The organism is Pedobacter sp. GW456-11-11-14-TSB4 (genome assembly GCF_059424425.1).
Window position 1 is genome coordinate 564,610 of sequence record NZ_JBWKZK010000001.1, and the last position, 24,516, is coordinate 589,125.

18 protein-coding genes are annotated in these 24,516 nt (G+C 35.0%); 7 read left to right on the forward strand and 11 right to left on the reverse strand.

Annotated elements, in window-relative coordinates:
* The first annotated feature begins 111 nt into the window (after window positions 1–111).
* Window positions 112–1,002, forward strand: a complete 891-nt coding sequence (gene era, locus AC07XU_RS02625; protein ID WP_494942063.1) for a GTPase Era — start codon at window positions 112–114, stop codon at window positions 1,000–1,002.
* Window positions 1,003–1,561: 559 nt separating this feature from the next.
* Window positions 1,562–2,863 (forward strand): ribosome biogenesis GTPase Der, encoded by a 1,302-nt coding sequence (gene der, locus AC07XU_RS02630; protein WP_494942064.1) that lies wholly within the window; start codon window positions 1,562–1,564, stop codon window positions 2,861–2,863.
* A 499-nt stretch (window positions 2,864–3,362) separates the two neighbouring features.
* Here the strand turns inward: der and AC07XU_RS02635 are convergent, their stop codons facing one another.
* On the reverse strand, window positions 3,363–4,967 hold the full coding sequence (locus tag AC07XU_RS02635; RefSeq protein ID WP_494942065.1) for a S41 family peptidase: 1,605 nt from the start codon (window positions 4,965–4,967) through the stop codon (window positions 3,363–3,365).
* Between the two features lie 278 nt (window positions 4,968–5,245).
* Here AC07XU_RS02635 and murQ point away from each other — a divergent pair, with 278 nt between their 5' ends.
* The 3 genes from murQ (at window position 5,246) to AC07XU_RS02650 (ending at window position 7,480) form a co-directional block, all read left to right on the forward strand.
* Window positions 5,246–6,049, forward strand: coding sequence for an N-acetylmuramic acid 6-phosphate etherase (murQ, locus tag AC07XU_RS02640; protein WP_494942066.1), 804 nt, complete (start codon window positions 5,246–5,248; stop codon window positions 6,047–6,049).
* 87 nt (window positions 6,050–6,136) lie between these two features.
* Window positions 6,137–6,703 carry a hypothetical protein gene (locus AC07XU_RS02645; RefSeq protein WP_494942067.1) on the forward strand — a complete coding sequence of 189 codons (567 nt, stop codon included), beginning with the start codon at window positions 6,137–6,139 and terminating at the stop codon, window positions 6,701–6,703.
* Window positions 6,704–6,739: 36 nt separating this feature from the next.
* Complete coding sequence (locus tag AC07XU_RS02650) at window positions 6,740–7,480, forward strand: Bax inhibitor-1/YccA family protein (RefSeq protein ID WP_494942068.1); 741 nt, start codon at window positions 6,740–6,742, stop codon at window positions 7,478–7,480.
* Between the two features lie 255 nt (window positions 7,481–7,735).
* Here AC07XU_RS02650 and AC07XU_RS02655 read toward each other — a convergent pair whose 3' ends face one another.
* From AC07XU_RS02655 to AC07XU_RS02695, 9 genes are all read right to left on the reverse strand, one after another.
* Window positions 7,736–8,866, reverse strand: a complete 1,131-nt coding sequence (locus tag AC07XU_RS02655) for an efflux RND transporter periplasmic adaptor subunit (protein ID WP_494942069.1) — start codon at window positions 8,864–8,866, stop codon at window positions 7,736–7,738.
* A 1-nt stretch (window position 8,867) separates the two neighbouring features.
* Window positions 8,868–13,253, reverse strand: coding sequence for a CusA/CzcA family heavy metal efflux RND transporter (locus AC07XU_RS02660; protein WP_494942070.1), 4,386 nt, complete (start codon window positions 13,251–13,253; stop codon window positions 8,868–8,870).
* A 69-nt stretch (window positions 13,254–13,322) separates the two neighbouring features.
* Window positions 13,323–13,715 (reverse strand): hypothetical protein, encoded by a 393-nt coding sequence (locus AC07XU_RS02665; RefSeq protein ID WP_494942071.1) that lies wholly within the window; start codon window positions 13,713–13,715, stop codon window positions 13,323–13,325.
* Between the two features lie 98 nt (window positions 13,716–13,813).
* Window positions 13,814–14,944: a cytochrome-c peroxidase gene (locus tag AC07XU_RS02670; protein WP_494942072.1), complete on the reverse strand. Its 1,131-nt coding sequence runs from the start codon at window positions 14,942–14,944 to the stop codon at window positions 13,814–13,816.
* Between the two features lie 5 nt (window positions 14,945–14,949).
* A complete protein-coding gene (locus AC07XU_RS02675) occupies window positions 14,950–15,564 on the reverse strand; it encodes a hypothetical protein (protein ID WP_494942073.1) in 615 nt (204 codons plus the stop codon).
* 12 nt (window positions 15,565–15,576) lie between these two features.
* A complete protein-coding gene (locus AC07XU_RS02680) occupies window positions 15,577–17,013 on the reverse strand; it encodes a RagB/SusD family nutrient uptake outer membrane protein (RefSeq protein WP_494942074.1) in 1,437 nt (478 codons plus the stop codon).
* A gap of 20 nt (window positions 17,014–17,033) precedes the next feature.
* Window positions 17,034–20,315, reverse strand: coding sequence for a SusC/RagA family TonB-linked outer membrane protein (locus AC07XU_RS02685; protein ID WP_494942075.1), 3,282 nt, complete (start codon window positions 20,313–20,315; stop codon window positions 17,034–17,036).
* 174 nt (window positions 20,316–20,489) lie between these two features.
* Complete coding sequence (locus tag AC07XU_RS02690; protein WP_494942076.1) at window positions 20,490–21,503, reverse strand: FecR family protein; 1,014 nt, start codon at window positions 21,501–21,503, stop codon at window positions 20,490–20,492.
* Window positions 21,504–21,603: 100 nt separating this feature from the next.
* Complete coding sequence (locus tag AC07XU_RS02695; protein ID WP_494942077.1) at window positions 21,604–22,140, reverse strand: RNA polymerase sigma factor; 537 nt, start codon at window positions 22,138–22,140, stop codon at window positions 21,604–21,606.
* A 136-nt stretch (window positions 22,141–22,276) separates the two neighbouring features.
* Here AC07XU_RS02695 and AC07XU_RS02700 point away from each other — a divergent pair, with 136 nt between their 5' ends.
* On the forward strand, window positions 22,277–22,588 hold the full coding sequence (locus AC07XU_RS02700; protein ID WP_494942078.1) for a hypothetical protein: 312 nt from the start codon (window positions 22,277–22,279) through the stop codon (window positions 22,586–22,588).
* Between the two features lie 50 nt (window positions 22,589–22,638).
* Window positions 22,639–23,052, forward strand: coding sequence for a tail fiber domain-containing protein (locus AC07XU_RS02705; protein ID WP_494942079.1), 414 nt, complete (start codon window positions 22,639–22,641; stop codon window positions 23,050–23,052).
* Between the two features lie 126 nt (window positions 23,053–23,178).
* On the opposite strand, the gene thrC is transcribed toward AC07XU_RS02705, so the two are convergent.
* Window positions 23,179–24,486 carry a threonine synthase gene (thrC, locus tag AC07XU_RS02710; RefSeq protein WP_494942080.1) on the reverse strand — a complete coding sequence of 436 codons (1,308 nt, stop codon included), beginning with the start codon at window positions 24,484–24,486 and terminating at the stop codon, window positions 23,179–23,181.
* Window positions 24,487–24,516: the final 30 nt, after the last annotated feature.

Genomic DNA, 24,516 nt, shown 5'->3' on the forward strand with positions numbered 1-24,516 from the left:
ATCTACAACTCGAGACGCTAGGTTAAAATTGTGTTAAGCCTTGCTCCGAATTGGAATGCAAAGATATAATTCGTTTCTTTGCAGAACAAATTTATTTCAAAAAATATTTCTATGTCGCATAAAGCAGGTTTTGTAAGCATTATTGGTAAGCCAAACGTGGGTAAATCTACCTTAATGAACGCTCTAGTGGGCGAAAAACTTTCCATCATCACGCCAAAAGCGCAAACCACTCGTCACCGTATTTTAGGAATTGTGAACGAAGATGACTTCCAAATTGTTTTTTCTGATACGCCGGGCATTATCAAACCGCTTTATGGTTTGCAAGATTCGATGATGAATGCAGTAAGTGGTGCGCTAAGCGATGCAGATTTAATTTTGTTTGTAACAGACATCCACGAGAAGCACGATGAAAATGATGTATTAGAGAAAATTACCAATACCACCATCCCTTTGGTAGTGCTTTTGAATAAAATTGATAACGCAACACAAGAACAGGTGGATGAAAAATTCGCCTACTGGCAAGAAAAATTAAACCCGAAACACATTTACGCCATTTCGGCTTTACACCAATACAATTTAGAAGGCATTTTACCAATGATTTTGGAGAATTTGCCAGAGCACCCAGCTTATTATGATAAAGAAGAATTAACCGATAGAAGTCAGCGCTTTTTTGTTTCGGAGATTATTCGTGAGAAGATTTTTACCAATTATAAAAAAGAAATTCCTTACAGTACAGAGGTTGTGGTAACTGCTTTTAAAGAAGAACAAAGTAAAGGCGGCCCGATGGTGCGTATTACTTCGGAGATTATTGTAGAAAGAGATTCACAAAAAAACATTTTAATTGGTACTGGTGGCGCCATGCTTAAAAAAGTGGGCATGGAAGCTAGAAAAGACATAGAGAAGTTTTTAGATAGTAAAGTGTTTTTAGAAACTTTTGTGAAGGTAATTCCTGATTGGAGAAGTAAAAAGAATTATTTGAAGAATTTCGGTTACGATAGTTAATGATTACTTTATTGGCATGATTGGTTCATTTGGGGAGTTGTTCTTAAAAGAATGCCAATTCTCAAATCCTTGCCTCGGTTCACCGCCACCGAGTGGCTCTTTCTTTTTGCTTGATCAAAAAGAAACAAAAAATCAAGGCTGCACTGAATTCGCTAAAAATCAAATCTTCGGATTGGAAATAATCCCGATAGCTATCGGGACGCTTCGCTCAAACAGCTTTTATTTCTTTCAATCCTACAAATTGATTTTTTTAACGCTAATTCACTGAGGCCGTAGCAAGAAGCATAACCTAAATACCCCAATAAGTTTAAATTTTATAACAAATAAACAATTATCAATTAGCTGGTTAGGAAAAACTAAGTTTAGGTTTATACTTCGGATAATAAACCTTACCTTTGCAAACTGAAATAAAAAGTCAATGGCTGTTAGTTTATAGTTGATAGTCAAATCGATAGGTGCTCGTCTGCATCAGAACCATCAACCATTGGCCATTAAAACAACAATATGTATTTGCGGTTGAATTAAATCTACAATCGTAAATCTAAAATCATAAATACAAATGAGTAACATTATCGCAATTGTCGGAAGACCAAACGTAGGCAAATCTACCCTTTTTAACCGCTTAACAGAAAGTCGCAAAGCTATTGTTGATGATTTTAGCGGTGTAACACGTGATCGCCATTATGGCAAAGCCGAATGGACAAACCGTGAGTTTACCGTTATTGACACTGGTGGTTATGTAGCCAACTCTGAAGATGTTTTTGAAGCAGCCATCCGCGAGCAAGTGGTAATTGCCATTGAAGAGGCATCTGTGTTGTTATTTATGGTTGATGTAACTACTGGCATTACCGATTTAGATGATGAAATTGCACAGCTTTTACGCCGTAGTAAAAAACCAGTTTTTATTGTTGTAAACAAAGTTGATAACCATCAACTAGAAAATGATGCTACTGTATTTTATGGCTTTGGTTTAGGTGAAATTTATACCATTTCATCAATGACTGGCTCTGGAACTGGTGAATTGTTAGATGAAGTAATTACGCACTTCGAGGATATCCCCGAAGAAGAAAATGCTTTACCAAAGATTACCATTGTTGGTCGTCCAAACGTTGGTAAGTCATCTTTAATAAATGCCTTAATTGGTAAAGAAAGAAACATCGTTACGCCAATTGCTGGTACCACTCGTGATTCGATCCATATTCACTACAATCAGTTTGGTCACGAATTTATGTTTATTGACACCGCTGGTTTACGTAAAAAGACTAAGGTTAAAGAAAACATCGAATTTTATTCGGTAATGCGTACCATTAAAGCTTTAGAAGAAGCAGATGTAGTAATGTTGATGATTGATGCCGAAGATGGTTTAGAATCGCAGGATGTAAACATTTTCCACTTAGCCGAAAAAAACAAAAAAGGAATTGTAGTTTTGGTAAACAAATGGGATTTGATTGAGAAAAACAACAAAACCATTAAAGAGTTCGAAGATCAAATTCGCACCAAATTACAGCCATTTACCGATGTGCCTATTGTTTTTATCTCGGTACTAAACAAACAGCGTATTTTTAAAGCCATTGAGGTTGCTTTAGATGTGCAGAAAAACCGCAGCAAAAAAATTCCTACATCAAAATTAAATGATGTGATGTTGCCGATTATCGAGGCTTATCCGCCACCAGCTTTAAAAGGTAAATACATTAAAATTAAATACATCACGCAAATTAACGCTACATCGCCAATGTTTGCTTTCTTCTGTAATTTACCTCAATACATTAAAGAGCCGTATAAACGTTTTGTAGAAAATAAACTACGTGAGCATTTCGATTTCTCTGGCGTGCCAATACAAATTTATTTTAGACAGAAGTAACGTTAAGAGTCAGGAAGTCCGAAAGTCAACAAGATTGTGGTTCATTAGTCATTAGTTCATTAGTCATTGGTTCAATGGGGTTGGGCAGCATAACTAACAGTGTGGCGGCTTCTTTTCGAATGACCTGTTAGAACCCCGAAGGGCTCAGCGAAGCTAAATCTCCAACCTAAGAATTATTACCTTTTTGAAAAAGAAAGACAGTATTTCATAGCTTCTGCAGCCCTGCTGTGCGTTTCAATCTTTTTGTTGTCCCTTCTAAAATCCCCTATCACAAAAAGGATTTCACTGCCATCAGGTTTATGGAACAACGTCGCTGCAAAATGCAAAATCTGTTCCTTGCAAAAGGCTTATTTTTTTAGCCCTTATTGTAGCGTCATCCTTTTTTAATGTCACCCTGAGCGTAGTCGAAGGGAATTAAAAAAGATATAGCGGAAAGAAGGAGTACCTTTAATCGTTGCAGAATACTTGCGCTTCAAAAAATTAAAAGCTGCACAGATAATTATTGCAATTTGGCTAAAGCTTCTTTTACTACATTATCTGTAAGGTTATGCGCTTTGTAATAACCTGCATCGCCAAGGTGGTATTTGTACAACATCAACTTAATGTCGTTATAAATAAGCGGTCGTGCAGCCATTAACTGCTTATAGTCGATCACAACTTTCTTAGCTTGAATATATTTGAGCAAATCTTTATAATCTGCGTCATTCATGGTAAAAGTATTAATGTTTTGCGCCAAATAACTTGGTGTGTATCGATCTGCTAAAACATCAAATACAAAATCTACCAAAACTTTTTTATTGGCTAAGGCGATATAAAACTTGTTAAAACCTGCAGTATCTAACTTTACATAAACATCTGGCTGTATACCACCGCCACCATAAACCTTTTTTCCGCTTTGCGTAACAAAAGCTGCTGGCTTTTTAACACTGTCTTTCTTTTTTACTTGCGCCGCAGTTAGTTCGCCAACTGTTAATCTATCTTCAATTTCATGTTGGTAAGCCGCATAACCATCTTTATAAGATTTTTGAATACTGCGCCCAAGTGGTGTATAATATCTGGCAATGGTAAGGTTTAACGCAGAGCCATCATCAAAAGCGAATTGCTCTTGCACCAAGCCTTTACCAAAAGAACGTCTACCTATAATAATTCCACGATCCAAATCTTGCATCGCCCCAGCAAATATTTCACTCGCTGAAGCAGAGTTTTCATTAATCAATACTGCTAACTTACCCTGTTCAAATTCTCCACCGCCTGTTGCATAGTAATCTGTACGTGGTTCGTGTTTTCCTTTGGTGTAAACAATCAATTTGTTTTCTTGTAAAAATTGATTGGCTAAACCAGTAGCAGCAGTTACATAGCCACCGCCGTTATCACGCAAATCCAAAATCAATTTTTTCATGCCTTTGGTTTTTAAGCTTCTTACCGCATCAACAAAATCTGCATCAGTATTGGCGCCAAATTTAGAAATTCGCACATAGGCAGTTTCAGTATTAAGCATGTATGCAGCATCAATACTGCTAACGGCAACCTTTCCTCTTTTGATGTTCAATACGTTTTGTGCACCTGCATGTAAAACGGTTAATTGTACTGATGTGCCCTTTTTACCTTTAATTTTACCAATCATGGAAGAGCGAGGAAGTAATTTTCCGCTAATTTGTGCGGTGTCTACTTTTAAAATTTTATCACCTTGTTTTAATCCGGCTAAATAAGCAGGCCCATCTTTAAGTACGTTAGTAACCAACAAGGTATCATTAAGGATATAATATTCTACACCAATACCTTCAAAGTTACCTTCTAAGTTAGAGGCAAATTCTGATGCTTTTTGGGCAGGCAAATAAATGCTATGAGGATCTAATTGATGAAGCAAGCTATCAATTGGCAAATGCTTTAAACTATCCGTTTTAACGTCATCAACGTAGTTTTTGTTAATGATATGAATAATATCCTCTACCTTTTGCGCATTGTTATCTGCAACATATGGAGTAGCACGTTCTACCTTAAAACCATTATCTTTTAGAAATTTATAGCCCAAAAACATACCACCTATTAAGGTTACAGAATAGGTTAGTGCAACAAGTAGGTTTAAACGTGTATTTTTATTCATTACGGATGTTTACAAAGTTATAAAACAAGCCTGATTTTACCTAATTATGAAAGGGTTATGATGATATTTAGTGGTAACAATTTTAATAATGCAGCTGTTTTTTAAAATTTTGCAAAAACTAGAACTATTTATTCTAACAACCATTATTTACTTTGGTTTTTAGAATACTAAAATAACCAGTTGTAAGATAGTGCGATAGTAGTTATTATTGCACCGATTTACGTTTATTATTTCTTGTTAATTGAAAAAATAACGAACTTTAACAACAAATTAAATACATGAACAGAATTACCGAACAGGAATCTAAATACCGTAACATCGATCAGATGTCTGTATTAGAGATTTTAACTGGCATAAATAACGAAGATAAATTAGTACCATTAGCCGTAGAAAAAGCGCTTCCTCAAATTGAAAAATTAGCTACAGCAGTTGCCGAAAGAATGAACAACGGAGGCAGATTGTTTTATATCGGTGCTGGTACAAGTGGCAGATTAGGCGTTGTTGATGCATCTGAGTGCCCTCCTACTTTTGGCGTTCCATTTGATATGGTGGTTGGCATTATCGCAGGCGGAGATACTGCAATTAGAAGAGCCGTAGAATTTGCCGAAGATGATGACAAACAGGCTTGGGTTGATTTACAAGAATACCAAATCAACGAAAAAGATTGTTTAGTTGGTTTGGCTGCATCTGGAACTACACCTTATGTTATTGGCGGCCTAAATACTGCTCGTAAACATGGCGTTTTAACTGGCTGTATTATCTGTAATGAAGGCGGACCAATTGTGGCAGAATCTGATTATCCTGTAGAGGTTGTTGCTGGGCCAGAGTTTTTAACTGGATCTACCAGAATGAAATCTGGAACTGCTCAGAAATTAGTTTTAAATATGCTGAGCACCACGGTGATGATTAAAATGGGACGTGTAAAAGGCAATAAAATGGTAGATATGCAGTTAACTAATCATAAACTGGTTGACCGTGGTACGCATATGGTAATGGCCGAATTAAACATTAGCCATGAAGAAGCCGCAGTTTTGCTTAACAAATATGGAAGTGTGCGTAAAGCTGTAGAAGCAAGTAAGTAAGTTACGATTGTAGATTTACGATTTACGTGAGTTTACACCGAGGGTTAGAAATCTATAATCGTCAATCTAAAACCTAAAATTTATCTGATGCACGAAATAGAGCCTTTTTACTTATGGAGAGATGATTACATTGCTGCCGAAGATGATCGTTCACCGTTTTTTAATACCGAATACTCTGAGTTTTACTACGATAAGCAGCTCTATAATTTTCTAATTCATCCCCAGTGGGATACTTTTGGCTCTAACACACTCTACATTAAAGTTATTTTTGTTGATTATGATAAAGAGTATGCGATTATTGAGTTAATTGGCGAGTGGAATGATGCCATTAACAATGACATTATGATGCTTAAAAGAGAGATTGTTGAGCTAATGGTAGATGAAGGAATTAACAAATTTATCTTAATTGGTGAAAATGTGTTAAACTTCCACGCATCTGATGATAGCTATTACGAAGAGTGGTTTCAGGATGTTGAAGAGGGTTGGATAGCTGGAATCAATTTTAACGAACATGTTATCCGCGAGTTTAGAGACAATAGCATTGATTATTACATTAATTTTGGTGGCGAGCTTGATGATTTACATTGGCGTAAGTTAAAGCCCAGACAGTTCTTTAAAAAAGTTGAAGAACTACTGACAAAAAGACTAAACTAAAAGTGTATTTTTAACATAAACCTATATTTATTTATAATGGAAGAACAAAATTATCAATATCAAAACCCAACTTACTTACAAGAAAACGCAGTATCTAAACGTTTTTTTGGTAATGTATTTTTGTGGATGTTTGTTGCTTTAGCAATATCAGCAGCATCAGCATTTTTTCTAAACAGCAATCCTGAAATTACTCAACAATATTTACTTAAGCCAACTGGCGGATTTAGCATTTTAGGATACATTGCAATTTTTGCTCCACTAGGCCTTGTTTTTTTAATGGGTGGCGCAATGCATAAACTTTCTTATTCAGCTTTAATAGGGATATTTTTGCTTTATGCTATTTTAACTGGCGTTATGCTAAGTTTTATCTTGTTGATTTATGCTTCAACTTCAATTGCAATATGCTTCGTTGCTGCCTGTGTAATATTTGGTGTAATGGCAATAATGGGTTACACAACAGATGTTGATTTAAGTAAGTTTGGGCCAATTTTAATGGCTGGTGTAATAGGCTTAGTAGTTGTAAGTTTAATCAACATGTTTTTGCAAAGCGATAGCCTAGGTTATATCTTAGGATTTATCGGCATAGCCATTTTTACCGCTTTAACGGCTTACAAAGTTCAAGAGATTAAAAGAATAGGACAAGGCTTAGATGAAGCTGGCAACACTATTTCTACCGAAGATAGCAATAAGTTAGCGCTAATGGGTGCCTTGTCATTGTACATTACATTCATCAATTTATTTCTTTCTTTGTTGAGAGTATTTGGAGATAGAAGATAATAAATCTTTATATTAAAAAAGGCTTTGCAAAATTATTGCAAAGCCTTTTTTGTAAACCCAACTTTTTCGAACGTCCGTCATTCCCGTGAAAACGGGAATCGTAATGCCATAGGAAGTTAATAGTTATTATCTCCAATTGAACGCATTACGATGCCCAGTCAAGCTGAGCATGACGAAATACCAAATTAAATTCTTTATTGAAATTTTACTTTTGGTACAGTCTCTTTTTTTTGTAAGCCAGCTTTTTATTCCTATCTATTCCTCTTCTGCTTTATTTTTGAGTGTCATTAACAAGGTATAGGCTCCTTTTTGTACAAAGGTTTCATTGGCTAGTTCCTTTCCGTTTAGCACTTCAATAAATCCATTTTCTACCACACCCGTTTCTACAGGTATCATTTTAAATTCTTTAGCAGATTTCTTTACAAAAGCATATTTTTTGTTCTCGAAACTAACTACCGCATCTTCTGGCAAAACGAAGCTATTGCTGGCTTTAACTTGCACCTCCGCATTCATATACGTACCCGGAATTAAAGTTTTATCATAATCTTCGAAATGACAGTGAACTTCGGTACTTCTATCTTCACCTAAGTCTTTACCAATCAATAAAATTTCTGCCAAATGCTTATTTTTTGGATCGTTGTTGGTATAAGTAACCACTTCTTGCCCGATAAAGAGTTTACTCAAATCTTTTTCAAATACGTTTATAGCCAAATGGATATCAGCCGGATTAACCAATTCGAAAAGCACATCTGTTGGCGAAACATATTTGCCAATATTTACATTTACCTTAGTTACAAAACCATCAATTGGTGCATAAATACTGATGCTTCTACTGATGTTTTTTTCTGAAATGCTCGATGGATTTTTGCCAATTAATTTTAGTTTCTCTCCCAATGAACTCAGCATAATCGTTAAACTGTTGTATTCTGCCGCCGCTTGCTGAAAAACTTTATCGCTCGTAGCTTTGCTTTGATTGAGTTCTTTTTGGCGCTCGTATTCTAATTTACTATACGCAATTTTAGATTTAGTTAATAAGTAATCTTGCTGCAATTGGATGTATTGCTGATCTTCGATAGTAGCAATCACCTCGCCTTTGTTTACATGCATACCAGGCAAAAGCTTGGTGTTTTTTAAATATCCGCCCATGGGCACACTAATAGAAACCATGTTTTGAGGTGGCACATCTATTTTGCCATTTAACCTTAATACACTTGCCATTTTTTTCTCTTCAAGCTTTACATAACTCAATCCGGCTGATTTAAGTTGTGCATCTGTAAAGGTAATCTGATTTTCAATGACTGTAGGTTGTTCTTCTTTAACTTCTTGTTCTTTTGCTGTGCAGCTAAATAAAAAAAGTAAAATGAAGTATATATATCTTGTTTTCATGTTATTTGTTGGATGTGAGGTAATACAATTGGATAGCCATTTCGTTAAACGCCTTTTTTGCATCAATATAATCGCTTAAAATAATGATAGACTGGTTGGTTAAAGTTACCCATTCTAAATAATTGATATCGCCATTAATAAATTGCTTATCAGCTATTTGCCTAATAACTTCTGCATTTGGCAAGGCCGATTTTTTTAAATAAGCTAAATTTTCTTCTTGATTTTGATAAGCGTTTAGTATCGATTGATATTGATTTTGCAAATTCTGTTTTTCGACCTCAAAATTATTTAAAGCTTCAACTTCTAAAATTTTTGCTGCTTTAACCCTCGCTCTTTGTGCACTTGCAAATATTGGTATACTTAAGCCCACTTGGCCCGAGTTAAATCTTTTACCACCATCATACAAAACATTATCTGGACCGATGCCTCTAATTGTGGCGCTAGAAACACCTAAATTAATATCTGGAAGTAGTTTTGCTTTTTCTACCGATGTTAATGCTTTGCTAATCGCGATTTGTTTTTCTTTGTATCTTAGTAGAGGATGGTTGCTAATTAATGAACTATCAGCTTTTAAAGGTGTATTAAAAGCGAATTGATTTGCTGTTGGTTCATAAGCAAGTGAAGTATTGATCAGCAATTGAAACTGCGTTGCCAATAATCGTTTTTGCACCACTAACTCATTCAGTTGAATTTTCACTTTACCACGCTGAATTTCTGCGGTAGTTTTTTGTAGAATATTGCTTTCGCCCTTGGCTAATCTCAGCTCTGCTTTTCTTAAAAATTCGGCAAAAATAGTATCGCTTCGCATAAGCAATAACTGTTTTTCTTTCAAGTATAGGAGATTCACAAATGTTTCTCCCACTGCTTTAATGAGTTCCGCTTCTTTAATTGAAGTATTTAAAGCCGCAGCTTTCCACTCGTTAGTTAGTAAGTTTTTTTGTTTGGCATAAACCGATGGAAAACTGAAAGATTGCGATAATCCTATTCTGTTATCGGTGTAAATGCTATTGAATTGTCCAACTTCTGCAGATATACCTGTAGATGGCAAATGCACCGCCGACTTAATTAACTGTGCTTGATAATCAGCTTTTAATCTTTCGCTTTTAACGGATAAATTATTTCTTAGTGCGCTATCAATTGCGTTTTGTAGCGTAATAGGCGTTTGGGCCTTGGCCACACTTCCAACAGTTGTTGCTGCAAAAAGAGCTATAACTGTAACTAAGGTTTTATTGATTAGCATTTTTTTGAAAATACCACGCTCAAAAATGATGTACAAAATTGGTAACACGAACAGGGTTAAAAACGTAGCAACCATTAATCCGCCAATAACTACTGTTGCCAAAGGACGCTGTACTTCGGCACCTGCGCCATTGCTCAATGCCATTGGCAAAAATCCTAAAGAAGCCACCGAAGCAGTCATTAAAACTGGGCGTAACCTTAATTTTGTACCTTCTAAAACAATCTTTTTCAAATCTGTTTCTCCTTCGTTTTTAATTCTATTAAATTCTGCAATTAATACAATCCCGTTTAGTACTGCAACGCCGAATAGTGCTATGAAACCAATACCTGCGCTTATGCTAAACGGCATACCGCGTAAAGCCAAAAACAAAATACCACCAATTGCCGATAATGGAATAGCTGAATAAATGAGCAAACCATATTTTACAGATTTGAAAGCAAAAAACAACAATAAGAAAATAAGTAATAATGAAACCGGAACGGCAATCATCAATCGCTGTTTGGCAGCATTTAAATTCTCGAACGCACCACCGTAAGTAACATAATAGCCTGAAGGGAATTTAATTTGCTGATCTACTTTTTCTTTTAGATCGTTTACAATACTTTGTACATCTCTGCCACCAACATTAAAACCTACAATTATTCTTCGCTTAGCATCTTCACGTTGTATTTGGTTCGGACCATCCTTGATTTCTACATCAGCCAATTGCGATAAAGGAATTTGACTGCCATTTGGTGTAGCTACTAATAAATTCTGAATAGATTCTACATCTTTCTTCGCATCTGCATTTAAGCGCACTACTAAATCGAAGCGTTTTTCTCCTTCAAAAACCATCCCACTGGTTTGCCCAGCTAAAGACATGTTGATGATGTTATTTACTGTGGCAATATCTACATTGTATTGTGCCAATGTATTTCTGTTATAATTGATTGTAATTTGAGGTAAACCAGCAACTTGCTCTACATATAAATCTTTAGGCCCTTTAACACTATTAATTACTTGGCCTAATTTATTGGCATAATGTGCTAATGTATCTAAATCTTCGCCAAAAATTTTACAAACTACATCTTGTCGGGCGCCAGTCATTAATTCGTTAAAACGCATTTGCACCGGATATTGAAACCCTGTAGTTACACCAGGTACATCTTGCAACGCGATGCTCATTTTTTCTGAAAGCTCATTAAATGTTTTAGCCGACGTCCATTCTGATTTATCTTTTAAAATCACCATCATATCACTCGCTTCCATCGGCATTGGATCGGTTGGTACTTCGCCACTGCCAATTTTGGTTACAATTTTCTCCACCTCTGGAAATTTCAACAGCACTTTTGCTGTTTTTTGGGTGCTTTCAATTGTGGTGGTTAAACTACTTCCAGTTAAAACTCGGGTGTCAACGGCAAAATCTCCTTCTTCTAAAGTCGGGATAAATTCTCCGCCCATCATACTTAAAATTATCATGGCAATAACAAAGAGAGAAACTGTCCCTGCAATTACCATTTTCGGGAAACTGAGTATTTTATTTAATGATCTTTGATAGAAATTTTCTAACCTAGCCATCATCCGATCTGAAATATTAGGCTGATGTTTTGTTTTCTTGCTTAAAAACAAAGCGCTCATCATTGGGATATAAGTTAACGACAAGATAAATGCGCCTAACAATGCAAAAGCAACGGTTTGTGCCATTGGCTTAAACATTTTGCCTTCAATACCTTCTAATGTAAAAATTGGTAAATAAACTACAAGGATTATGACTTGCCCGAAAACGGCACTATTCATCATTTTGCCAGCAGATTTATTTACCACCTCATCCATTTGGTTTTGGGAAAGTTTGGCTACATTTTTACGTGTATGCAACGTGTGCTGCATTTCTCCTTTTTTAGCCTGATGCATAAAATGCATTACCGCTTCAACAATAATTACAGCTCCATCTACAATTAAACCAAAATCTAAGGCGCCCAAGCTCATTAAGTTACCACTTACACCAAACAAATTCATCATAATAATGGCAAAAAGCATAGCTAATGGAATAACAGAAGCTACCAACAAACCTGCTCTAAAATTGCCTAAGAATACCACCAAAACGAACACAACGATTAATGCACCTTCGAGTAAATTTTTTTCTACCGTACCTATGGCATTGTTTACCATTTTGCTTCGGTCTAAAAATGGTTCAATCACTACGCCTTCGGGCAAAGTGTTTTGGATTTGTGCAATTCTATCTTTTACATCAGTAATTACCTGACTACTATTTGCGCCTTTTAACATCATTACAATGGCACCAGCTACTTCACCTTCATCATTAAAGCACATGGCACCGTACCGTGTTGCGGCACCAATTTTTACTTCGGCAACGTCTCTAATGTACAATGGAGAACCACCATTTAAACTTTTAATAGATATATTTTCAATGTCTGATATATCACCCACTAAACCTTCACTTCTAATGTAAAGTACTGTTGCACCTTTTTCTATATAAGCACCGCCAGTGTTTTGGTTGTTATTTTCAAGCGCTTTAAAAACATCATTAATGTTTAGGTTAAAGGAAAGGAGTTTATTAGGATCTAACTCTATAGAATATTGCTTAAGCTTGCCACCAAAACTACTGATTTCGGCTACGCCTTTTACACCTAGCAATTGCCTACGCACAATCCAATCTTGAATGGTTCTTAGCTCGGTTTCATCGTACTTATTTTCGTAGCCAGCTTTTGGCCTAACTACGTATTGATAAATTTCGCCTAAACCTGTGGTAATTGGCCCTAACTCTGGTACGCCAATACCTTTCGGGATTTCTGTTTGTACTTTTTGCAGTCGTTCTGCTACCTGTTGTCTGGCCCAATACACATCTGTATCATCATCAAAAACGATGGTAACTAAAGAGAGCCCGAAACGAGAAAAACTTCTTATTTCTTTAATGCCTGAAATATTGCTATTGGCCTGTTCGATTGGAAAAGTTACCAATCTTTCGATATCTGTTGCACCAAAAGATGGTGCTATGGTTATAACTTGTACTTGATTATCGGTTATATCTGGAACGGCATCTATAGGCAATTTGGTAAGTTGATAACTCCCATAAGCCACAAGTGCAAGTACAAATAAACCAATAATGAGTTTGTTTTTTATGGCAAACCCAATTATTTGGTTAAGCATGATTTTGCTAATTAAATTGATGTTAAAAAATGGCAGCCCAAATTAAGAGCCGATATTAAACTGAATAATTTAACAAGCTTGTTTCGGCGGTTGCCAAATGTTGGATAGAAAGTTTGAGGTGATTAAACTATCATTGGTGTAAAAAAACTTTTTTTGTGTCACCTTTGAAAGGTTTTTATTTAAGCTTACCCTAAATAATTGAGGTGGTGTAATTAAATTAGTCTGAAAAAGAAAATTGTTGCTTGCTTTAAATGGCAGTTTCATATCTTCTTCGTAATCTGCATCTTTAACATCACCCTGTGCATAGTGGATGTATAAAAATTGATAAATAGTTAGCTTTTCTGTTTCTGCTCTATGCTCTAAAAAATGACCAACTAGAATTGGAAGTTTAAGCAATTGATTTAACTCTGTTGTAGCCAACAGGTAAAATGCAATTAAAATATATGCGCTTTTATACTTCACATTCAAATTTAAACTAAATATCTTTAAAAGATTAATTGACTAGCAATTTAGATTGATTTTAAAAACATCCTCAGCTTAAAACTGAGGATGTTAGATATTTATTTAGGCAATACTGGCGGATTTATTTTATTAACGCTCGTACTTATTGATTTTAAAAATGCTTCTACCTGCTCTCGTTCTTTTAAAGTTAAATTTAGCTTTTTCAGCATGGCTGATTTAGGTGCTTTTAAAGAATCTGCAACTTTTAAAGACCTTTGTTGTGCAATTGGATTACCTAAATCGTAAAACTCAACCACGTCTTTTAAGGATGGAAAATTGCCATGATGCATCCAAGGACCAGTGATATTGGTTTCTCTTAGCGATGGTGTACGCATTTTACCAACGTCTTTTAAATCTTTAGTAACGTTGTATAAACCTAAATCTTCGAAACGAGAACCTAATAAAGCCTGCCCGTCGTTGTGAAATTTATTATCGCTAAATAAAGGCGTATTGTGGCAATTGATACATCTAGCTTTTGTTCTAAACAAATGTAAACCAACCACTTCATCATCTTTTAGCATTTTAGCATTGCCTTTCACAAATGAATCGAATCTGCTATTTGTACTTACAATACTTCTTTCAAAAGTGGCAATGGCTTTTTGAATTTTATCTAAACTGATTTCTTCTGTACCGTAAGCTAATTTAAATAGTGGCTTGTAACCTTCTATTTGATTGATATTTTTTACCATTTCTGAGATATCCATGTTCATTTCAACATGATCTGCCACAGGGAAGCCCGATTGATGCTCTAAGCTATTTGCTCTTCCATCCCAAAATAATTTCTCATAAAACGCAGTGTTAATGATGGTCATGGCGTTACGTTTGCCATTTTGGCGATCATGTCCGTAAGCTACTCGCTTACCATCTCCCCAACCCAACTCAGGATCGTGACATGAAGCACATGCAATTTGTTTTGAAGAGGATAACCTTGGATCGAAGAACAAAATTTTACCTAGCTTTTCTTTTTCTGCAGAAAATGGATTCTCTTTTGGATAGGTTGGGCGACCCAAATAGCCTATATCTTTAAATCCTTTTTTAGCTTCTTGATCTAAATCTGGCTTAGGCCATTTAGCGGCATCTCCGCTATAAATTGCACGAAGCTCTTCAACCGTGTAAACTTTATCTTCAAAAAAAGCAGTGGTAAAAACAAATACTACCAGCGCCCAAAATATCAATACTATTTTCCTCATTTCGATTAATTTAAAGTTAGGGCAACTGGGCTAAGTTTATACTTAATGGTTTGAAAAGTGCCACCAATTGCAGTTTCGTTAAATTTAACATCCAAGTCCATAATTTTGGTTACTTCATTATAAGTACCAGCACCGCTAATCCCTATCTTAAATGTTGTGCTATTAGATCTGGTTATGGTAACATCTTGCTCAACAACCTTTACAATCCCTGTTTTTGCTCCATCAAAATCTGGAAAAAACTGTAAAACCTTTTCTACATTAATTTTAGCTGTGTTAATGTTTGAACTGCCAATTTGTGTGGTATAGAGTCTAACCATATCAAATAATGCTACACCACTATTTGCAGTATATGGGTTTGTAAAGCCTAAAGCAGTTGGATCTGAAGCTGGAATAGTTGAGAAATGACTTCCAATTCTGGTTGTCCATCTAACAGTTGCTGGATCGAAACGATATACAAACATCTGATAAAAAGATGTTGGCTGATGAAATGTAGCAATTGCTGAAGTTGAAGGCGTGGTTACAGGTTGATCTGGATATAAATCTGCTTTTGCAGCTGGCTCGTCTTTTTTGCAACCAGCAAATAAAACCAAAGCAATTAAGATGTACAATAAGTTTTTCATTTTTTATAATTTTTAATAACCTGGGTTTTGGATCATGTTACGATTTGCATTTACCGTATTTGCCGGAAGTGGCATAATCAATCTAAAATCGTTTGTAGTAAAATTTTTATTTACAGCTGAAACGTCAACACGAACAACATCTTTTTTCTTTCTTAACAAATCAAATAAAAAGTTGCCTTCGAATGCCAATTCCTTTCTTCTTTCTAATAAAATTGCATCCAACAAATCTGCTTTTACTGTTAAATTTACATTAGCCGCACTAACATCACCACGTTTTCTAATCAGATTTAAATCTGAATTGGCCAAGGTAAAATCTGGCGTGCTTTTTTCGGCTGCAGCTTCTGCTCTAATCAAATAAAGTTCAGATAGTCTTAATATTTTAATCGGTGTAGAAGAAGTACCACCTGTAGCATACTTTTTTGTAAAAAAATAATTAACACTTGAAATTGCTACTGTATTGAACATTGAAGCTCCCCTGCGCACATCTGTTGTGCTGTATAAACCTAACAAATCATTAGTTGCTGCGAACATTCTGTAGCCAGAATTATTACTAACGTCGTAATATCCACCTAAGCCTGTGCTACTAAAAGCTGTTTCTAATGCCAATTCAAAAATCGATTCTGATGATGGTACTCTGCCTGTCCAGCTGGCCACATAATTTGCATTTGTTAATAGCGTGTATTCATTACTCTTGATAACATCATCAGCCAACGTAAAAGCCATATCCCAATTATTTTGATTGAGATAAACCTTTGCTAAAAAAGCTTTTGCTGATGATTTGGTGAAATAATTTTGCTTACTGCCACTTTTTAATACACCAACATTTGAGTTATCGAATGTATTTATTGCATCATTTAGATCACTTATAATTGCTTGGTAGGTTTGCGCCACCGATGCTCTAACTGGTGATGGATCTCCAAATAACTGTGGTTGTAAAATTAATGGAATTCCTAAATGAGATCCATCAGCAGTAAAATTAAATGGTCTAGCAAAAATTCGAACCAAATCAAAATGAATTAATGCCCTAATGCATTTAGCTTCCGCTATCACTTTGGCTTTTTCTGCTGCAGAGCCTTCTGCAGTTGGTGTGTATTTTATAATATTGTTTATATTATTTAATTCACTATATAAATCTGTATAAGTTTCATTCATTGATGATGTTTGAGCAGATAATGCAGCTTCAAACACATCTTCTAAACGTAAATTTGTAGCCTTGCTAAATTTGATATTTCCAGATAAAATATCAGGGTAAACCATTAAATTCTTTTGGTAATGGCTTTCTTCTAACATTTCATGGTAGGCTCCCGCTAATGCAGTCTTAGCACCTGAAACATCTTTAAACAAATCTTCAAGAGATATTTTGTCGGTAGGCTCTTTATCCAATAACTTTTCGCAAGCAGAAAAGCTAATGGCAAATATCGAGAGTAATATGATATAATATTTTTTCATTTCTTTAATTTTTTAATGAGTTACAATCCAACTTTAATACCGAAAGTGAAAGCAGATGTTTCTGGATACACAAACCTTCTTTCGGCTATGCCATTTCTGCCTTTTGTACCAGCATCACTGTACACATATAATAAATTAGTTGCATTGGCAAATACTGACGCATTGGTTATTTTAAGCTGTTGTGAGATAAAATTTGGCAATTTATAGGCTAAAGAGACGTTACCCAGTTTTAGATAACTCACATCATACAAATAACGAGACGAATTGGAAACAACATCTCTAATAATTAGCAACCTAGGAATGTCTGTTATATCACCAGGTTTTTGCCATCTATCTATTAAATTTACACTTTGGTTTCTATTTTGAAGGTTTCTGCCATCAGATTCATCTACATAGCTTACCAATTTACTAGCGCCATAACTATACAAAATGTTAAACGACAGGTTAAAATCATAAATATTAAAGCTGTTGATCAATCCACCTTGAAAATCTGGCAATCGATCACCCAAAACGCTTGTTGATGATATTGGCAGGGCCTGGATTTGATTCGCAGTTCTAAGTTGTCCATTTGAATCAAAAAATTGCTCTGCACCAGTTTGAGGATCTACACCGCCCCATCTGTAACCATAAATAGCACTTGTGCTACTTCCTACTCTTAACCCTGCTGCATCATCTGCTGATGAATATAATGCTGAGTAACCATTATTAAATGAGATTAACTTATTTTTATTTGTACCTAAATTAAAAGCTATATTCCAATTCAGGTTTTTCTTAGATAATACTTCAGTGTTAATTGATAATTCAAATCCTTTATTTCTCATTTTACCCGTATTTGCAGAAATACTTGCAAAACCGGTTTCTAAAGGAACATTTACAGAAGAAATTAAATCTACAATGGTATTGCTGAAATATTCTGCCGTAACATTTACCTTATTAAATAAAGTAAAATCTAAACCGAAGTTAAGTTTATAATTTTTCTCCCAACCTAAATCTGGGTTAGGGGCTGATGAATTTTCTGGGTATGATGCAGTATTACCGTTATAGCTATTGCCAGAAGAAGTGCCAAAATCGTATAAACCTCTGGCAGCATAAGTTCCTATTCTTGAGTTACCAGTAGAACCATAGGTTGCTCTTAATTTTAAGAAGTTGATAGCTTTATTGTCTTTTAGAAAATCTTCGTTACTAATCAACCAAGCCAAGCCAACAGAACCGTTAAAAGCAACTTGCTTATCTCCGCCAAATATGGATGACTTATCTAAACGACCATTGATGTTGGCATAATATTTTTTATTAAGATCGTAACCCAATTGCGAGTAATAAGAGATAGTAGCATCAGATGATTTTGAAGAAGCTGATGTTTGTGTTGCAGCTAAGTTTAGCACTCGCAACCTATCAAATGTATAACCAGAACCCTGACCTCTTAGTAGTTCTGTATTTCTGTTTTCTACCTGGGTACCTACTAAAAAATTAACGGTGTGTTTTTCTTTAAAAACCTTGTCATAAGTTGCCTGTGCAAAACCGATGTATCCTAAATAATTCCTATCATAAATTTCCAATCTACCATTCGCATTTCTACCTGTTGCATTTAATGCAGATTGATATTGTGTTTGTTTATTCTGATAACTATCTGCACCTATTGTGGCTGAAATGGCAATTTCTTTAGTAATTTGGTAACTCGCATTAGCATTTGCCAAGAGTTGTATTCCTTTATTGCTTTGTTCGTTTTGTGCTAATACCGCTAATGGATTGGGCACATTAGAAAAATCTGAAAAGCTCCCATCTGCATTATAAGGAGAAACATTTGGTTGTAATAAAACATTACCATAGGTAGATAAGGCATTACCGCTGTTAAACGTTGGGCTAAAATTAAATCCGACTTTAAATTTATCCGCCAATTGGTGATCTACTCTTAAGCGAACATAAACTTTCTCCAAATCATTACCAAATGAGCTAGATTGCTGGTTTCTGTAACCTGAAGCAAATCTAAAAGTTGTTTTATCAGAACCACCAGATACATCAAAACCTGCATTGTGGTAAATTGCGCTTCTTTGTGTTAAATCAAACCAATCGGTATTAATGCTATTACTGCCAGCTAATTGAGTTGCTTCGGTAACCGAGCGACCACCATTAATGTAAGTTTCTCTCAAAAGTGAGAAATATTGTGGCCCACTTAACCATTTATATTCATTAATAAACGATGCAACACCAGTATCATAACTAAAGCTTACTCTTGTTTTACCAGCTTCGCCATTTTTGGTGGTAATAATTACAACTCCGTTTGCTGCATTTGCGCCATACAAAGCAGAGGCCGTTGCATCTTTTAAAACTGAAATACTTTTAATATCATCTGGATTAATGTTAGATAATGGATTTAGATAGTCTTCACCATTAAAAACACTGGCTTCATTACCTCGTTGCTGTTCATAAGCAGGTATGCCATCAATTACAAATAATGGCTGTGTAGATGTACCTCTACTAGCACCGAAAGAAGGCAATGATCCTTGTCCACGAATGTTAATTCTTACCGGCGTATTTAACTCAGTAGTGGTTTCTACCTGCACACCAGCAATCAAACCTTCTAACATTTTGTCAAAACTTTCAATCGGCCTGTCTGTTTGCAGTTTTTCTCCACTAATTTGCGAAATACTACCTACCACATCCTCTCTTCTTTTTTCTTTGGTGTAAGATCCTGTTACCACAACTTCGTTCATACCAAATACATCATCTTCCAAATCAACGCTTAAATAGGTTTGGTTGCCCACTCTAAGTTCTTTTGATTTCATACCGATATAAATAAATTCCAATACGGTATTCTCCAAATTATCGCCGGTTAGTCTTAATGTAAATTGTCCTTCTGCGTTGGTTACAGCACCTTGTTTAGTTCCCTTTTTAAAAATGTTTACGCCTGGCAAAGGCAAACCTTTGTTTAAAACCAAACCACTAATTAATTTAACCGATGGCGCATTTCTTTTTTCCGCTTTGCGAACAGAAATATTTGAGCCCGAAAAACCAAAATCTAAATTTAGCATTGCTGATAGCACGTCTAAAGTTTGCTTTAGGCTATTTTTTGAGCTTAATGTAACTTGCTGATTGACATTAATCTCATTGCTATCATAATTGAATTTATAACCTGTTTGTGTTTCAATCTCTTTAAACAGGGTTGATAAGGGTTTGGCTTTTGCATTGATATTTACAATTGTGCTCTGTGGTTTAACATTTTGTGCTGATGAAAACACAGGAATGCCTAGTGAAAACACAATTACAAAAATTGGCAAAACATAATTTTTGTAGTTTTTCTTCATGTTAGTGTGTTAGTGTGGTTTGTGTGGTTTATAGTTTGTTATTATGTAAATGAGATATTTTAATAATTGGAAGCAAAATTAATATTTTTATTTAGACTTATTATAAATAGTTAAAACGTAATAAAGTAAAAGTCATCAACAAATCGGCTAAATAAATCTCCTGGCTTTTCATTATTATTGATTTTTAAGAATAAAGGTTTTGTTATTTTGTGTGTATATAATTTTTTTAGCAAAGCAGATGTTTTTGATAATGGTTAAATAATCTGCCTTCTCGAAATTCCCGGAGTAATTCCACTTTAAATCTTTAGTTTGATCTATAAGTTTTATACCGTAAGTATTGTAAAGCCTTGTCGCGATAGTTTCAAAATTGGCACCGTTAAAAACAATGTTACCATCTTTCCATGAGGATATGATTGAAGTATTACCAGTTGATCTCGATAAGCTGCCTAATTTTTTATCGAAAATTGCCATCTCAGCAGGTTTTAAAATCAGTTTATCTCTACCTTCAGCGGTTTGTACTTCTACTTTACCTTCTACTAAAGCCACGCTAATTTGTTTCAAGTTTTTATAGGCAGCTACGTTAAATTTTGTACCCAAAACTGTTGTTTTGATATCATTGGCTGTTACAGTGAATGGCTTATTCTTGTCTTTTGCTACTTCAAAAAATGCTTCACCATCTAACTTCACATCACGATGATTGCCTTTAAAAACTTTAGCATAAGTGATGGAGCTATTACAGTTAAGCGAAATTTTTGTGCCATCACTTAAAATATATTGGCTAATTTTTCCATTTCCGTTTTGGTGCGTGATGTACTCAATTTCGTTAAATTTACTTTGATAAAGTTGATATCCACCCAAAGAAATTCCTAAAAACAATAAAGCAGCAATTGCCCATTTTAGAGGCTTAAACTTGATATTTTTTTCTTGCACTAAAGAAATAACTGGTGCACTCTCTTGAGCTAAGAAATCATCAAATTTGGCGAAAGCATCTTGTAATTCCTGTTCATCTAACCTAAAACTTAACTTACCAAGTATACGTTCGGCATTATAAATTTCGTCCAATTTTTCTGGATGATGCGCAATCCAATCTGTCCAAAAATCAATGGCTTTAATATCTGTTTTATGGTAATAAGCGATGAAAGACTCATCGGCAGCAAAATCTTCAGAATTATAATAGTTGTAGTTCATCTTGGGTAGTTAAAATCAGACAAATAATAATTTATTCATCATCAATTAATACTAAGAGTTAAACAACTTTAGATTTTACCAGAAATTTCTGAAATATTTTTTATTTGGCACTTAATTCATCCCTAAGTTTACATATTGCAGTGTAAACATGGTTATAAACTGTTCGGGGTTTCAGCTTTAGCATTACAGCAATAGCCTCGTAATTAAGCTCTTCGAAAAATTTTAGATTGATAATTTCTCGCTGCATTGGGGTTAGCTCATTTATAGCACGCCACATTTTTGCCTTCGAATTGGCATCGGTTTCTGCTGCAATGAGCAATTGTTCGTAAGAATTTTCAGTTAGATGTTCAAATTCTCCATCGCTAATCTGATCAGTTTTTTGATCTAGCTTGATTTCTTTTAACAATTTATTGCGAACACAAGTTTTAAGGTAAGCTTTTATGTGATTAACCTCTCCAATTTGAGCTCTTTTTTGCCAAATGTCACAAAAGATTTCGTGCAAACAGTCTTTTATTTTGTCTTTATCGGCAACCATCTTAAAACCAAAAGCAAAAAGTTCCTGATAACACTCCTGATACAACGTTTTCATTGCAAGAGTATCACCATTTCTAATATTTTGCCAGATTTTTGGATCCATTTTGGAAATTGAAAAACTAAATATAGATAAAAAAGCGTTAAAACATGCAATATAAATGCCTTTAAAATATTTGCTATAATCTGCTTATTACATAGTTATGGCATGAAATTGGCTCTAATTATGTAATTTTGAACCAATGAAAACTGCTTTATATTTAAAAATTGTATATATATTTTTATGCGCCATTACATTCATAAGTTTTGGCACATATACTGTATTAGGCAATTTACAAACTAAAGCCGCCGTTTCAATTACCGATACTGCAGACGACAATCAGGAAAACACAAATGAAACCTCTAAAGAGCTTACCGAAAGCTTTATAGCAGAAAACCATATCCTACTTAATTTAGATATTACTGCTTTTACTTCACCTAAATTCCCTTTGTCTTCAGTTTTATTTTATTCGTTTGGTGCAGAGCCAAGCACACCTCCGCCCGATTTGGCCTAGTTCAAATCATCCAATAAACAAATCCAAATTAATATTTAATACTTTTTAATATGAAACAAACAATTTCAATTATAGCGATAGCTATGATGGGCTTTGTAGCAAAAACAAATGCTCAAACCGTTAAACAAACCAATGTAACTCCAATTACTAACTCTTTATCTACAGTTGTAAAATTAGAACCCGTTAATTTTACCTATGAAAAAGATTGGTTACAAAAATTAAATTTAAAACCTTCGCAAAGCGGATTTAATGTAGATCAGTTAGCTCAAGTAAACCCAAAATTAGTGGTTAATCAATCGTTAAACTACAATGAAGGCAAAAACAACAATAAAACCGCAGTGGTACAAAAGGTTGATTACGAAGTGCTTATTCCAATGTTAGTTGGCAGCATTAAAGAACAACAACAACAAATTGACGCGCTTAAAGCAGAGCTTAACTCATTAAGAATTAAGGCTGATAAATAATGCTCAAATAAAACGTCATTTCGAACGAGGAAAGACACGAAGTGCTCAGCAAAGCTAAATTTGTAAATTAGTGTAACAGTTTTCTCAATCGGTGAAAGCTCTTTTCGAAATGACGTTTTTTCATCTTTAATCTCTTAACAAATAACCCTTAAAACCATCAAAACCCTTACCCAATTCATCATATAATTCTGGGTTTTCTTTTAGTGATTTTACTTGTTCAGGCATTTCCATCTTCGCTAAAATTTCGGCTGAAAAAACTTCTGGAAACTTGCAAGCGTGAGCTGTTGATAAAAAAACTTTTGCCACTTCTTTATCAGGATTAGCTTCGGCAAAAGCTTTAGTAGCCAAGTAAGCTATTGCCGTATGCGGACAAGCCACATAATCGAATTTTTCGAAAATTGCTTTTATCCCAGCTAAATTTTCCTCGTCTGTAAAACGATAAGCTTTAACCAATTTTTGCACCAAAGCTCTATCTTCATTAAACAAATTCATGATACGCACCCAATTGCTTGGTGCACCAACATCCATCGCGTTAGCATAAGTTTGCACAGATGGTTTGGCTTCATAAACTCCACTTTCTAAAAAGCGAGGTACTGTATCGTTAGCATTGGTTGCAGCAATAAATTGATGAACCGGCAAACCCATTTTATAAGCCAATAAACCCGCACCTATATTGCCAAAATTTCCGCTAGGCACAGCAAAAACAACATCTTTAAAACCCTTTCTTTTTAGTTGCGCATAAGCATTAAAATAATAGAAAGTCTGTGGAATTAACCTTGCTATATTTATCGAGTTAGCAGAAGTTAGCCTAAATTTGGCATTCAATTCAGCATCTGCAAAAGCTTGCTTAACCAAAGCCTGACAGTCATCAAAAGTTCCATCAACTGCAATGGCTCTTATATTTTTTCCGTTGGTAGTTAATTGTAAACGTTGCACCTCACTCACTTTACCTTTCGGAAAAAGAATAGTAACCCTTGTATTTGGCACACCTAAAAAACCTAAGGCCACAGCGCCACCAGTATCTCCAGAAGTAGCTACTAAAACATCTAACAATTGCTCGCCATCCTCTAAAAAGTACGCCATTACGCGACTCATAAACCGAGCGCCAAAATCTTTAAAAGCTAATGATGGCCCATGAAATAACTCGAGCACAAAAGTTTGATCATCTAATTTTACAACTGGTGCATCAAAATTTGCAGCATCTTCAACCAAAGCTTTCAAATCAGCTGCTGGTATTTCATCTTTTAACAAAGTTGATGCTATTTGATAAGCGATATCCTGTAAAGAATATTTATCGATATTTTCAATAAAATCTTGATCTAATTTTGGGATTTCTAAAGGCATGTACAAGCCTTTATCTTGGGGCATACTATTAAAAACGGCCTCTTGAAAAGAAACACGTAAATCTTTATTGTTTGTAGAATATAACTTCATATTTAAAGGTTTGAAGACTGGAAGGCTTGA